Annotated in this window: 12 protein-coding genes; 4 read left to right on the top strand and 8 right to left on the bottom strand. The window is 58.9% G+C overall.

All coding sequences use genetic code 11. The annotated features are described in order from the left end of the window. Together moaE and I6L58_RS05470 are read left to right on the top strand one after the other, a co-directional pair. Positions 1 to 453 carry a molybdopterin synthase catalytic subunit MoaE gene (gene moaE, locus I6L58_RS05475; RefSeq protein ID WP_006177267.1) on the top strand — a complete coding sequence of 151 codons (453 nt, stop codon included), beginning with the start codon at positions 1 to 3 and terminating at the stop codon, positions 451 to 453. 58 nt (positions 454 to 511) lie between these two features. Next, entirely contained in the window at positions 512 to 1,219 is a 708-nt protein-coding gene (locus I6L58_RS05470; protein ID WP_006177268.1) for a Bax inhibitor-1/YccA family protein, read from the top strand. A gap of 102 nt (positions 1,220 to 1,321) precedes the next feature. On the opposite strand, the gene I6L58_RS05465 is transcribed toward I6L58_RS05470, so the two are convergent. Genes I6L58_RS05465 through I6L58_RS05455 form a run of 3 tightly spaced genes read right to left on the bottom strand, consistent with a single transcriptional unit; the run spans position 1,322 to position 4,280 of the window. After that, the gene (locus I6L58_RS05465) at positions 1,322 to 2,284 is read right to left on the bottom strand and encodes a lysylphosphatidylglycerol synthase domain-containing protein (protein ID WP_006177269.1); all 963 of its coding nucleotides are present in this window, start codon (positions 2,282 to 2,284) and stop codon (positions 1,322 to 1,324) included. Continuing rightward, entirely contained in the window at positions 2,284 to 3,522 is a 1,239-nt protein-coding gene (clsB, locus tag I6L58_RS05460; protein ID WP_088207640.1) for a cardiolipin synthase ClsB, read from the bottom strand. Before clsB ends, I6L58_RS05465 begins: the two co-directional genes overlap by 1 nt. Next, complete coding sequence (locus I6L58_RS05455) at positions 3,519 to 4,280, bottom strand: endonuclease/exonuclease/phosphatase family protein (RefSeq protein ID WP_006177271.1); 762 nt, start codon at positions 4,278 to 4,280, stop codon at positions 3,519 to 3,521. The genes clsB and I6L58_RS05455 overlap by 4 nt, the downstream gene beginning before the upstream one ends. Positions 4,281 to 4,413: 133 nt before the next feature. Here I6L58_RS05455 and I6L58_RS05450 point away from each other — a divergent pair, with 133 nt between their 5' ends. Then, a complete protein-coding gene (locus I6L58_RS05450; protein WP_006177272.1) occupies positions 4,414 to 4,824 on the top strand; it encodes a YbhQ family protein in 411 nt (136 codons plus the stop codon). Here I6L58_RS05450 and I6L58_RS05445 read toward each other — a convergent pair. Genes I6L58_RS05445 through cecR form a run of 5 tightly spaced genes read right to left on the bottom strand, consistent with a single transcriptional unit; the run spans position 4,786 to position 10,480 of the window. After that, a complete protein-coding gene (locus tag I6L58_RS05445) occupies positions 4,786 to 5,898 on the bottom strand; it encodes an ABC transporter permease (protein WP_088207639.1) in 1,113 nt (370 codons plus the stop codon). The two genes, I6L58_RS05450 and I6L58_RS05445, sit on opposite strands and share 39 nt — an antisense overlap. A 57-nt stretch (positions 5,899 to 5,955) precedes the next feature. After that, the gene (locus I6L58_RS05440; protein WP_042321052.1) at positions 5,956 to 7,089 is read right to left on the bottom strand and encodes an ABC transporter permease; all 1,134 of its coding nucleotides are present in this window, start codon (positions 7,087 to 7,089) and stop codon (positions 5,956 to 5,958) included. Continuing rightward, positions 7,079 to 8,818 (bottom strand): ATP-binding cassette domain-containing protein, encoded by a 1,740-nt coding sequence (locus I6L58_RS05435; protein ID WP_006177275.1) that lies wholly within the window; start codon positions 8,816 to 8,818, stop codon positions 7,079 to 7,081. The genes I6L58_RS05440 and I6L58_RS05435 overlap by 11 nt, the downstream gene beginning before the upstream one ends. Further along, complete coding sequence (gene hlyD, locus I6L58_RS05430; protein WP_088207638.1) at positions 8,811 to 9,806, bottom strand: secretion protein HlyD; 996 nt, start codon at positions 9,804 to 9,806, stop codon at positions 8,811 to 8,813. The genes I6L58_RS05435 and hlyD overlap by 8 nt, the downstream gene beginning before the upstream one ends. After that, a complete protein-coding gene (gene cecR / locus I6L58_RS05425; protein WP_088207637.1) occupies positions 9,803 to 10,480 on the bottom strand; it encodes a transcriptional regulator CecR in 678 nt (225 codons plus the stop codon). The genes hlyD and cecR overlap by 4 nt, the downstream gene beginning before the upstream one ends. A 236-nt stretch (positions 10,481 to 10,716) precedes the next feature. Between cecR and rhlE the strand changes: the two genes are divergently transcribed. Next, entirely contained in the window at positions 10,717 to 12,090 is a 1,374-nt protein-coding gene (gene rhlE / locus I6L58_RS05420; RefSeq protein WP_088207636.1) for an ATP-dependent RNA helicase RhlE, read from the top strand. Positions 12,091 to 12,768: the final 678 nt, after the last annotated feature.

The raw sequence follows: 12,768 nt of genomic DNA, 5'->3' as shown, positions 1-12,768 counted from the left end.
ATGGACGACACCCGAATTCTGGTCAGCCCCGACCGCTTTAACGTCGGCACGGAATATGCCTGGCTGGCCGAGCGCGATGAAGATGGCGCTGTCGTCACCTTTACCGGCAAAGTGCGTAACCATAACCTCGGCGACAGCGTCAAGGCGTTAACCCTGGAGCACTATCCGGGCATGACCGAGAAATCCCTCGCGGAGATCGTCGTTGAAGCGCGGGGCCGCTGGCCGCTCGGGCGCGTCACGGTTATCCATCGCATCGGCGAAATGTGGCCGGGCGAAGAGATTGTGTTTGTTGGCGTGACCAGCGCACACCGCAGCAGCGCCTTTGCGGCGGGGGAGTTCATTATGGATTACCTCAAAACAAAAGCCCCGTTCTGGAAGCGTGAAGCGACGCCGGAAGGCGACCGCTGGGTAGAGTCGCGCGACAGCGACAAACAGGCCGCCAGCCGTTGGTAACAGGTTGACGCAGATGTGTTAGTCTTAACGTGTGTCTCTACTTAATCAGGAGTGAATCATGGACCGATTTCCGCGTTCCGATTCGATAGTACAGCAGACCCGTAGCGGCCTGCAGACGTATATGGCTCAGGTTTACGGCTGGATGACGGTCGGCCTGCTGTTGACCGCGTTTATCGCGTGGTATGCGGCAAACACACCCGAGCTGATGATGTTTATCTTCTCCAGCAAAATCACCTTCTTTGGGTTGATTATCGCGCAGCTGGCATTGGTATTCGTGCTTTCAGGGCTGGTGCATAAGCTCAGCGCTGGCATGGCGACCACGCTCTTTATGCTCTATTCGGCGCTGACGGGGCTGACGCTCTCCAGCATCTTCATCGTTTATACCTACTCTTCCATCGCCAGCACCTTCGTGGTGGCCGGGGGAATGTTCGGTGCGATGAGTCTTTACGGTTACACCACCAAACGTGACCTGAGCGGTTTAGGCAGCATGCTGTTTATGGGGCTGATTGGGATTGTGCTGGCGTCGCTGGTCAACCTGTGGCTCAAAAGCGAGGCGCTGATGTGGGCCGTGACCTATATCGGCGTGGTGGTCTTTGTGGGGCTGACGGCGTACGACACGCAGAAGCTGAAAAACATTGGCAACCAGATTGACGTGCGCGACGGCACCACCCTGCGCAAATACTCCATTCTTGGCGCGCTGACGCTGTATCTGGACTTTATCAACCTGTTCCTGATGCTGCTGCGTATTCTGGGGAATCGTCGATAAGTTTTTCACGGGTGACGGTGCGGTCTGATGCCCTCACCCTGACCCTCTCCCACGGGAGAGGGAACACACACTAAAAACGGCAACAAGGTTGCCGTTTTGCTTTTATTTCGCCATCGCCTTCTCGTTTTTCGCCCGCAGCTTCTTCGCACGACTTTCCAGAGCCAGATAGCACACCGTGGCCAGCGCCAGCGGCAGGAAGTAGTAGATCATGCGATACGCAAGCAGGGCGGCAATAATGGCTCCCTGCGAGACATGCTCTCCGGCAAGCAGCGCAATAAACACCGCCTCCAGCACGCCGATCCCGGCGGGAATGTGCACGATAACCCCGGCAATACTGCTCACCAGCAGCACGCCGAGCACGAAGAAGTAATTCACGTCTTCGCCAATCAGCAGCCAGATAATGGCCCCCATCGCCATCCAGTTCGCGCTGGAGACCGCCATTTGCAGAACCGCAAATTTCCACGACGGCAGCACCAGCTTTTGCTTTTTGATGGTGATATGGCGACGTTTGGCAAATGCGCAGGCCCAGAGATACACGGCAATGATCAGCAGCAGCACTACACCCAGAATACGCAGCGTGGCTTCGTCGATATACCAGTGCGCCGGGAGCTGCACCACGCCGACAGTGAATATCACCCCGCCGAGCAGAATATAGCCCAGCCAGTTGGTGGTAATACTCAGCGAGAAAATGCGGGTGATGGTGCCGCCCGGCAGCCCGAGGCGCGAGTAAAGGCGATAGCGCATGCCAATCCCACCGACCCAGGTGCTGAGCGTCAGGTTAAAGGCGTAGCAGATAAACGACACCAGCATCACCTGGCGTTTGGCCAGCTTATGGCCGCAGTAGGCGCGTCCTAGCAGGTCATAGCAGCCGTACATCAGATAACTCACAATCACCAGCCCGACGGCGCTCAGCAGCACCATGCGGTTATAGTTGCGAATTACCTTCCAGACCTCTTCCCAGTCAACTTTCTGGGCATACACGACCAGCAGCACGGCGACGGCAATAAAGAACAGCCAGGTGAGGATCTTCTTCGCCAGACGCCAGCGGGGATGGGATTTTGACATCAGGTTTTCCCTCCATTTTCCGCTTCTACGCGGTCCTGGGTTTCCATTTCGGGCTGCACCGGTGGGTCCACCAGTTCAAGTTTTGGGGTATGCGCAGGCAGCCAGCCTACCATGGCCGGGAAGTGGCGCAGGAAGTGGAACACCACCACGCCGATGCCCAGGTTCCACCATGTGCGTTTGGGCACCATGGTTTCATCCACCCGCACACAGTCGTTGACGATAAGTCCGTGAAGGTTCTCTCGCAGGGTGTGGTTAAACTGACGGTCGTGGATGATCAGGTTGGCTTCCAGGTTAAGGGACAAACTCAGCGGGTCGAGGTTGCTGGAGCCGACGGTCGCCCAGTGATCGTCCATGAGTGCCACCTTGCCGTGCAGCGGTCGGCGGCGATATTCGTATATCTGCACGCCGCCTTTCACCAGATAGTTATAGAGCAGGCGCGCGCCCACCTTCACAATCGGCATATCCGGCTCGCCCTGAACGATTAGCTTCACGCGTACCCCACGGCGTGCGGCGCTGCGCATAGCGTGCAGCAGGCGGTAGCCGGGGAAGAAGTAGGCGTTGGCGATAATCACCTCGCGCTTCGCGTTCGCCAGCATCTTCAGGTAGTGGCGTTCGATATCGTCCCGGTGCTCGCCGTTATCGCGCCAGACAAACAGCGCCTGGGCCTCGCCGGGATGGCGGTTCTCTTCCGGGCGATGACGGCGTCGCCACCAGCGGCGCACTGCCTCTTTTCCGGGCAGGTTCTCCAGTTCAAACAGCAAAATATCCTGCACCACCGGGCCTTCGATCCGAATGGCATAGTCCTGCTTGGCCTCAGGACCGTAGTCCGACATGTGCTCGGCGGAGTAGTTAATGCCGCCGACAAACGCCACGGTCTCATCGATCACCACAATTTTGCGGTGCATACGGCGGAAAAGGTTGGTGCGCATGCCAAACAGGCGCGGGCCGGGATCGTAGTAACGGAATACCACCCCAGCGGAGGTCAGTTCGCTGACAAACTCTTTGCTGAGGTCGGGCGAACCGTAGCCGTCGAGCAGCACTTCGATTTTGATACCGCGCTGGGCGGCGCGCAGCAATACGCTGTGCAGTTGCTTGCCAACGTCGTCTTCGAACCAGATAAAAGTTTCAAGGATCACCCTCTGCCGGGCGCGATCGATAGCCTCAAAGACGGCCGGATAATAGTTATCACCATTTTCCAGCAGCGTAATACGGTTTCCTTCCTGCCATGTACATTTCATAGGTGTATCTCCGCGCTGAGCGGGGCATGGTCAGACAGATGTCGCCAGTTAAGAAGCGCCAGCGCGGTTGGGCTGCTGGCGTGAGCATTTTTTACGTAGATGCGGTCAAGGCGCAGCAGGGGAAAGCGCACCGGGAACGTGCGCGCTGGCCTGCCGTGGGCGCGGGTGAATATCTCCTCCAGCCCGGCTTCGGCCTTCAGCGGATGATTCGCCCGCTGCCGCCAGTCGTTGAAATCGCCCGCGACCACCACCGGCTCGCCTTCCGGCAGGGCGTTGGTCCACTCGGCGAGCATCTGCAGCTGCGCCTGGCGGTGCGCCTCCCGCAGGCCGAGATGCACACAGCCTACGTGGATGGGGAATGTCAGATCCGGCGGGGCGATACGGCAGTAAAGCAGCCCACGTTTTTCACTTTCACCGACGGAGACGTCGCGGTTTTCGTAATGCTCAATGGGAAAACGCGACAGCACCGCATTGCCGTGATGCCCTTCCGGGTAAACCGCGTTGCGCCCGTAGGCGTAATCGCTCCACATAGTATCCGCCAGAAATTCGTAGTGGGGCGTATCGGGCCAGTTTTCTACGTGCATCGGATGCACTTCGTGCGCGCCCATCACCTCCTGCAGGCAGACAATATCCGCGCTGACGGTGCGTACAGCGTCGCGCAGTTCCGGTAAAATGAAGCGGCGATTAAATGCTGTGAAGCCTTTATGAATATTAATCGTCAACACCTTAAGTGAGAAATGCTGTTTTTTATTGGTCATACACTCCTGCCAGCGTCACTATCCTGATGAAAATAAAGTGTAGTCGTCGTCACAAAAAGATGCGGCGTTACGGAATTTTCCGTAAAGTGCGGTAGTCTGAATTAGCAGAGAAAAATCCTTCAGGAGAGAAGCCATGAAGTGGCAACAACGCGTTCGTGTCGCAACGGGACTGAGTTGCTGGCAGATAATGTTGCATTTACTGGTCGTGGCCGTACTGGTGATGGGCTGGATGAGCGGTACGCTGGTGCGTGTTGGCTTAGGCCTGTGTGTGGTTTACGGCGTGACCGTGCTGTCGATGCTGTTTTTGCAGCGTCACCATGAAGCACGCTGGCGCGAAGTGGGTGATGTGCTCGAGGAGCTGACCACCACCTGGTATTTTGGTGCGGCGATGATCGTCCTGTGGCTGCTGTCGCGCGTGCTGCAAAACAACCTGCTGCTGGCCCTGGCGGGTCTGGCAATCCTCGCAGGGCCTGCGGTGGTCTCGTTACTGACCAAAGAGAAAAAGCTACGCGATGTTTCGTCTAAACATCGCATAGGCCACTGAACCCGTCGTGGCCGCGATGACCAGTAGCGGCCATAAACTTCCCCAGACAATGTCCAGACTCGCATCCTTCAGGTAGATCTGCTTGGTGATATCCGTAAAGTGTCGAATCGGGTTTATCCACGTCAGATCCTGTAACCAGACCGGCATGTTCTCTACCGGTGAGACGTACCCCGAAAGCAATATCGCCGGCATCATAAAGACGAATACCCCGATAAACGCCTGCTGCTGCGTGGAGCAGAGCGCCGAGATGAGCAGGCCAAACCCGACCAGCGACAGCCCGTAAATCACCATGGTGAAGTAAAACAGCGCCAGCGATCCGGCGAAGGGGATCTGGTATGCCCAAATCCCGACGCCCAGCACAATGGTGGCCTGGAAGGTGGCAACAATCAGCGCCGGAATCGCTTTGCCGACGAAGATTTGCCAGGTTGCCAGCGGTGAGACCAGCAGCTGATCGAGCGTGCCTTGCTCGCGCTCGCGCGCCACGGAGAGCGAAGTGACGATCATCACGCCGATGGTGGTGATCATGGCGATCAGCGACGGCACCACAAACCATTTGTAGTCGAGGTTCGGGTTATACCAGTTCCGAACCACCAGCTCGCTGTTGTTGGGTTTGGGTTTGGGTTTGCCCGCCATCAGCTCCTGCTGATAATCCTTCACCACCTGCTGCAGATAATTGGCCGCAATCTGGGCGCTGTTGGAGTTGCGCCCGTCGAGGATGAGCTGCATCGGCGCGGTCTGGAAGGTGTCGAGATTGCGCGAGAAGTCGGCCGGGAAACGCACCAGCAGCAGCGCTTTCTGGGTATCGATGGTCGGCTGGATCTCCTGCGGGCTTTTTAGCAGCAGCACGTGCGTAAAGGCTTTCGCGCGGGCGAAACGCTGGGTCAGCTCAATGGAATGTTTGCCGCTGTCCTCGTTATAAATCGCGATGGTGGCGTTGGTCACTTCAAGCGTGGCGGCAAACGGGAACAGCAGTACCTGAATTAATACCGGCAGTACCAGTATCGCGCGCGTCTGCGGCTCGCGCAGCAGCGACTGCAGCTCTTTGCGGATCAATGTCCATAACCGGTGAAACATTGTGTCGTCCTCCTGTCGGGTGGCGCGTACGCTTACCCGACCTACAAAATCCGTTGGCTAATCTAATCGCCGTTTGGTCTTCATCCACGTCAGGCCGATGAACATCACGGCCGACCCCATCAAAAACAGGATGTTGATAATCAGCACCGCCGGAATATTCCCGGCAAGGAACAGGCTCTGTAAGGTACTCACGAAGTAGCGCGCCGGAATGATATAGGTCACCACCCGGATGGCCGCAGGCATGCTGTCTATCTGGAAGATAAAACCGGACAGCATAATCGACGGCAGGAACGCGGCGTTCAGCGCCACCTGCGCGGCGTTAAACTGGTTGCGGGTGACGGTGGAGATCAGCAGTCCCATGCCGAGCGTGCTCAGCAAAAACAGGCTGGTGATCAGGAACAGCAGCACCAGCGAGCCGCGGTATGGCACGCCGAGGATAAAGACTGACACCAGCATACAGAGCAGCATCGCCAGCATGCCGAGGAAATAGTAGGGGATCAGCTTGCAGAGCAGCAGCTCCACCCGCGTGACCTCGGTTGAGAGCAGCGCCTCCATGGTGCCGCGCTCCCACTCGCGGGCAATCACCAGCGAGGTGAGGATCGCGCCAATCACCGTCATGATGATGGTCACCGCACCGGGAATAATAAAGTGCTGGCTGATGGCGGCGGGGTTAAACCAGTAGCGTGTCTGCACGTCGATCAGGGGCTCGAACGTTTCGCCGCGATCCTCGGCGCGCTGCATTTGCCACAGCTGCCAGATCCCCTCCGCGTAGCCCTGCACGAAGTTGGCGGTGTTAGGCTCGCTGCCGTCGGTAATCACCTGGATGGGCGCCTCGGTTCCGGCGCGCGCCATGTTGGCGGCAAAATCCACCGGAATGACGATCAGCCCGCGTATTTTCCCGGCCTGCATCTTCTGGATCAGTTCCTGGCGGTTGTCGCTAATCGTCGCGTCAATGTAGGGCGAGCCGGTCAGGGCGTGGGTAAAATCCAGCGCCTCTTTGCTCTGCTGCTCCAGCAACACCCCGACCCGCAGCTTGCTGGAGTCGAGGTTAATTCCGTAGCCAAAGATAAACAGCAGCAGCAGGGGGATCACCACTGCAATGAGCCAGCTGCTCGGGTCGCGCACAATCTGCCGCGTCTCTTTGACGCACAGCGCGCGCACCCTGCGCCACGAAATGGCGTTACTGCGCATGAGCATTCTCCTTATCCCAGTCGTGGATGAGGGTGATAAACGCCTGCTCCATGGTCGGGTCCGGGACGTCATCATCGGCGGCCTGCGCTTTGAGATCGTCCGGCGTGCCGTGAGCGATGAGCTTGCCGCGATAGACCAGCCCGATACGGTCGCAATACTCCGCCTCGTCCATAAAGTGGGTGGTGACCATCACCGTCACGCCTTTTTCCACCATGCTGTTGATGTGCAGCCAGAACTCGCGGCGGGTGAGCGGGTCAACGCCCGACGTCGGTTCATCGAGAAACAGAATATCCGGCTCGTGCATCAGCGAGCAGGCCAGGGCGAGGCGTTGCTTAAAGCCGAGCGGCAGTTCGTCGGTGGCGTGGGAGGCAATGCTGGTCAGGCCAAACGCGTCGCGCATGCGGCTGATTTTTTCGTTCTGCGCCCGTCCCCGCAGGCCATAGACGCCGGAGAAAAAGCGCAAGTTTTGCTCGACCGTCAGGTTGCCGTAGAGCGAAAACTTCTGTGCCATATAGCCGAGGTGCTGGCGCGCCTTGCCGGAACTGACCTTGAGGTCCATATCCAGCACCAGCGCTTTGCCGGAGGTAGGCACCAGCAGGCCGCACATCATTTTAAAGGTTGTGGATTTTCCCGCGCCGTTTGGCCCCAGCAGGCCAAAAATCTCGCCACGCTTCACCGTGAAGTTAACGTTATCCGTCGCGGCAAAATCACCGAATTTTTTGGTGAGCGATTTCGCCTCGATCACCGTTTCACCCGCCGTGCCCTCGACCGTATGCAGAATAGCGGCCAGCGGGGATTCCGACGTTCCCGCACCGCCGAGCAGGTCGATAAACGCATCCTCGAAGCGTGGGGCGGTTTCGTTTATCTCAATCTCGGGCATGCCCTGGGCCTGGCGGATATCGTCGGGAGTCGCCTCTTTTTTGAGGATCACGCGCACCGAACGACCCTGAATCATGCCGTCGCTGACCTGCGGCAGTTTCAGGACCCGCTGCAGCAGCTGGCGGTTGGTCTCCTGCGGGCTGTGCAGCAGAAAGCTGCGCCCGGCCATGCTCTGCGTCAGCGCGGTGGGCTCGCCCTGATAGAGCAACTCTCCCTCGTTCATCAGCAGCACGTCGCGGCACTGCTCGGCTTCGTCGAGGTAGGAGGTACTCCACAGGATTAACATGCCGTCGCCCGCCAGCTCATGCACCATCTGCCAGAGCTCACGGCGCGAGATCGGGTCGACGCCGACGCCGGGCTCATCAAGCAGCAGCACCTTCGGCTCACCTACAAGGGTACAGGCCAGCCCAAGCTTCTGCTTCATCCCGCCGGAGAGTTTCCCCGCCAGACGGTCGGTAAACGGCCCGAGCGAGGTGAACTCCAGCAGACGGGCGAAGGTTTTCTGCCGGGTGTCACCGGTCACGCTGCGCAGGTCGGCGTACAGATTAAGGTTCTCCATCACCGTCAGGTCTTCATACAGACCGAACTTTTGCGGCATATAGCCCAGCATGGCGTGGAGCGCACCGTCGTCGTTAATCGGATCGAGGCCGAGCACGCTGGCCGAGCCTTCATCCGGCTTCAGCAGGCCCGCGAGCATGCGCATCAGCGTGGTTTTACCCGCGCCGTCCGGGCCAACCAGCCCGGTGACGTAGCCTTTTTGCAGCGTGCAGTTCAGCGGCGCGACGGCGGGTTTATCCATTCCGGCGAAGCGCTTGACCAGATTATTGAGCTGGATAACCGCGTCATTCATGTCGTTCCCCGTCGGTGAGTTTTACGGTCACGGGCATGCCCTGGCGCAGCGCATCGTCTGCATCGGTCACGATGATGCGCAGGCGGTAGACCAGATCGGTGCGCAGGTCCGGCGTTTCAACGGTTTTCGGGGTGAACTCGGCGGTGGGGGAGACAAAGCCGACCTTCCCGTGGTACGGCTTGTCCGGGCGGCCATCGGTGTACAGCAGCAGTTCGCGGCCCGGCTGCATCTGGCTGAGATTCGGCTCATCAATATAGGCGCGTACCCACACCGGGCGGGTCAGGGAGAGCGTTAAGACGGTGCTGCCCGCGCTCAGCATGCTGCCAGGCTCCACGGCGCGGGTCATCAGCGTGCCGTCGGACGGGGCAACCAGGGTGGTGTCGCGCAGATCCAGTTCCGCCTGTGCCAGCTGCGCCTGCGCCTGCTCGAGGCTGGCTTTTGCCTGGGCGATATCCTGCGGGCGGTTACCGGTGCGGTACTGGCTCAATTTATCCTGCGCCGATTTCAGCGTCGCCTGAGCCTGATCGCGGGACGAACGCGCGTTTTCCAGGTCGTTGGCAGAAATCGTGCGGCTTTTCCACAGCCCCTGCTGGCGGTTATAGAAGTTCTTCGCGTAGTCATACGCCGCCTGCGCCTGTCTGACGGCGGCGGTGGCCTGGGCGATCTCTTCATCACGATAGCCAGCCTGCATCAAATCATACTGCGCCTGCGCGACGGAGACGCCCGCCTTTGCCTGCATCAGGGCGTTCTCGAAGGGCGCTTTATCCAGCATCCCCAGCGTCTGGCCGGTTTTGATGGCGTCACCTTCATCCACGTTGAGTGAGGCAAGTCGCCCCCCGACGCGGAAGCTCATATTCACGGTGCGAATATCTACGTTGCCGTAGAGCGTCAGGCCGCGATCCTGCTGGCTTTGATACCACAGCCAGCCGCCGATGCCCGCAGCAAGCAGAACAACGACCACCAGAATGATGGCGACAGGTTTTTTCATGACTTCAGGCTCCTTTGCGTTAAACCCTGCAGGATCAGGTCAACATGACAGGTAATGACCTGGCTTATCTGTGCGGCTTTATCCTCATCGAATTGTGTCCAGCCGGTACGTAGCAAAATGGTTTCTCGCCCCAGACGAAACGCGAGCACTTCGCCCAGCAGGGCGTGGGTATGCAAAATGGTGTTGGTGTCGTGCGCATCCTGACCGGTATAGGCGGCGATCAGGCGGGTTAAATGGCCGTGCATCGGGTCAATCACCTGGCTGTGCACCAGCTGGTAGGCGGCAGTGGGGGAGAGCTGCTCGCGGGAGATAAATTTGCTCAGGCTTAGAGTGTCGTCGTGCGTCAGCAGGCGGATCATATTGTGGCAGGCGTTGAGGATCAGCTGGCGGATAGCGGCCCGGTCGGGTGAGGGCTGGCTGAGCAGCGCACTTGCCTCCTCAACGTGTGGGCGGAAATTCTCGCCGATGAAATCGGCGATCCACTGCGCACAGGCGAGATAAAGATCCTCTTTTGAGCCAAAATAGTAGGTAATGGCCGCGATGTTTTGTCCGGCCTGCGCGGCGATATCCCGCGTGGTGGCGTGGAGTCCATACTCGCCAAACTGCGCCAGCGCGGCGGCTATGAGCTGGCTTCTGGCCTGTTCACCTTTGGTGGTGGTCGGAATCGTATTCATGGCGGTTTTAAAAATTAATCAATCGATTGATTAAGATTATGCCCGGTTACGGGGTTTGTCCAGCTAACTTCCCCAAAGAAAAGGGCTGTCGAGGCGCGGCTAAGGGATATTTTATGCGCCACGTCACAAAAGCTGCTACACTGCGCAACTTCACGACATTGTGGTTTTTGTCCTCCCTATTCGTAATATCTCCCTGAAAACTACACCAGTGACGGTCGGGGCGGTTCGGAGTTTTTATGTCTTTTGATTCCCTTGGCCTGAACCCGGAAATTCTGCGCGCAATCGCAGAGCAGGGCTACGTCGAGCCAACCCCTATTCAGCAGAAGGCGATTCCTGCCGTGCTGCAGGGCCGTGACCTGATGGCCAGCGCCCAGACCGGTACCGGAAAAACCGCGGGCTTTACCCTGCCGCTGTTAGAGCTGCTGGTAAAAAACCAGCCGCACGCTAAAGGCCGTCGCCCGGTCCGTGCGCTGATCCTGACCCCAACCCGCGAGCTGGCCGCGCAAATTGGCGAGAACGTGCGTGATTACAGCCGCTATCTCAACATTCGCTCGCTGGTGGTTTTCGGCGGGGTGAGCATCAACCCGCAGATGATGAAACTGCGCGGCGGCGTGGACGTGCTGGTGGCAACGCCGGGCCGTCTGCTGGATCTCGAACACCAGAACGCGGTGAAGCTCGATCAGATTGAAATTCTGGTGCTGGATGAAGCTGACCGCATGCTGGATATGGGCTTTATCCACGACATTCGCCGCGTGCTGGCTAAACTGCCTGCACGTCGTCAGAACCTGCTCTTCTCCGCGACCTTCTCAGACGAGATCAAGGCGCTGGCTGAAAAGCTGCTGCATAACCCGCTGGAAGTGGAAGTGGCGCGCCGCAACACCGCCTCCGAGCAGGTGACGCAGCATGTTCACTTCGTGGATAAGAAACGCAAGCGCGAGCTGCTCTCCCAGATGATCGGGCAGGGCAACTGGCAGCAGGTGCTGGTCTTTACCCGCACCAAACACGGCGCCAACCACCTGGCGGAACAGCTGAATAAAGACGGCATCCGCAGCGCGGCAATCCACGGCAACAAGAGCCAGGGCGCGCGTACCCGTGCGCTGGCGGACTTTAAGTCTGGCGACATTCGCGTGCTGGTGGCAACGGACATCGCCGCCCGCGGTCTTGACATTGAAGAGCTGCCGCACGTGGTGAACTACGAGCTGCCAAACGTGCCGGAAGATTATGTTCACCGTATCGGCCGTACCGGTCGCGCGGCGGCGACCGGCGAAGCCCTCTCTCTGGTTTGCGTCGATGAACACAAACTGCTGCGCGATATTGAGCGTCTGCTGAAGAAAGAGATCCCGCGCATCACCACCGAAGGCTACGATGTCGATCCGTCTATTCAGGCGGAGCCGATTCAGAATGGCCGTCAGCAGCGTGGCGGCGGCGGTGGTCGTGGACAGCAGCAGCCGCGCCGTTCGGAAGGCGGCGCGCCGAAAGCATCCGGTAAACCGCCGCGCCGAAACGGCGAAGCGAAATCCGGCGGCGAGAACCCGTGGCGCAGCGGTGAAGCCCGGCCAGCAGGGGAAGGGCAGCGTCGACGCCGCCCGCGTAAACCTGCCAGCGTGTAGTTTTCTGGGATGATTGTCTGTTGGTTATAATTGAAGGTTACGTTCACCTTAATATCCACAGAATATAATACGTTCATTACCCGTGAACGTGACAAGGGGGCCACCGCGGCCCCCTTGTCAATCCCCGCGGCCCGCCATGAAATCGGTGCTTCGCACTGCGCTCACCTCCCGACCGTCTCCCTGCGGTCGGCTCGACTCGACGTCCTGTCTCGTTTCGCCTCTGGCCGCCATCCATGGCGTCCAGCCCTTGTCATCCGGTCTCCGGTTCGCCGATTTCTGCGGGACTCAACGGCGGTGCCACATTCAGGCGGCATAAAAGGTTGAGGGAGCGAGAGTCCGGCTGAAAATCGCCGAAGCGTTTCCTGAAGGCCGGGGCGACGCGCAGGGATGCGCGGCGAGGGCATAGCCTGCAGGGATGCAGGCTGGTGCCCGACCCGAAAGCCGGAAGGAATAAGCTGAGGGCACCGCGAAGCGGCGATTTTCTCTGCCGGGAGCCGGGATTGCTAAGGGGGCGGCGGTAGCCCCCTTAGCACGTTCACCGCAGAGAAATGACCAGGTAGCAGGATAGTTAAAGTGAACGGAACGATGCCACTGAAATAACAAAGAGCCTTTGTGTAGATTCGCTGCGAGGCTCTTGTCCTTACATCTGGACTTTTTCTTTTTGCGGCATCCGCCGGA

The sequence above is a fragment of the Enterobacter cancerogenus genome (genome assembly GCF_019047785.1).
GTDB lineage: Bacteria > Pseudomonadota > Gammaproteobacteria > Enterobacterales > Enterobacteriaceae > Enterobacter > Enterobacter cancerogenus.
The sequence above is the reverse complement of the archived record's forward strand: the minus strand, read 5'-3'. Positions and strand labels throughout refer to the sequence as shown.

Excerpts from the sequence above, each read along its gene's own strand:
- moaE (WP_006177267.1), top strand. The coding sequence starts at position 1 with ATGGACGACACCCGAATTCTGGTCAGCCCCGACCGCTTTAACGTCGGC.
- I6L58_RS05470 (WP_006177268.1), top strand. The coding sequence starts at position 512 with ATGGACCGATTTCCGCGTTCCGATTCGATAGTACAGCAGACCCGTAGC.
- I6L58_RS05465 (WP_006177269.1), bottom strand. The coding sequence starts at position 2,284 with ATGTCAAAATCCCATCCCCGCTGGCGTCTGGCGAAGAAGATCCTCACC.
- clsB (WP_088207640.1), bottom strand. The coding sequence starts at position 3,522 with ATGAAATGTACATGGCAGGAAGGAAACCGTATTACGCTGCTGGAAAAT.
- I6L58_RS05455 (WP_006177271.1), bottom strand. The coding sequence starts at position 4,280 with ATGACCAATAAAAAACAGCATTTCTCACTTAAGGTGTTGACGATTAAT.
- I6L58_RS05450 (WP_006177272.1), top strand. The coding sequence starts at position 4,414 with ATGAAGTGGCAACAACGCGTTCGTGTCGCAACGGGACTGAGTTGCTGG.
- I6L58_RS05445 (WP_088207639.1), bottom strand. The coding sequence starts at position 5,898 with ATGTTTCACCGGTTATGGACATTGATCCGCAAAGAGCTGCAGTCGCTG.
- I6L58_RS05440 (WP_042321052.1), bottom strand. The coding sequence starts at position 7,089 with ATGCGCAGTAACGCCATTTCGTGGCGCAGGGTGCGCGCGCTGTGCGTC.
- I6L58_RS05435 (WP_006177275.1), bottom strand. The coding sequence starts at position 8,818 with ATGAATGACGCGGTTATCCAGCTCAATAATCTGGTCAAGCGCTTCGCC.
- hlyD (WP_088207638.1), bottom strand. The coding sequence starts at position 9,806 with ATGAAAAAACCTGTCGCCATCATTCTGGTGGTCGTTGTTCTGCTTGCT.
- cecR (WP_088207637.1), bottom strand. The coding sequence starts at position 10,480 with ATGAATACGATTCCGACCACCACCAAAGGTGAACAGGCCAGAAGCCAG.
- rhlE (WP_088207636.1), top strand. The coding sequence starts at position 10,717 with ATGTCTTTTGATTCCCTTGGCCTGAACCCGGAAATTCTGCGCGCAATC.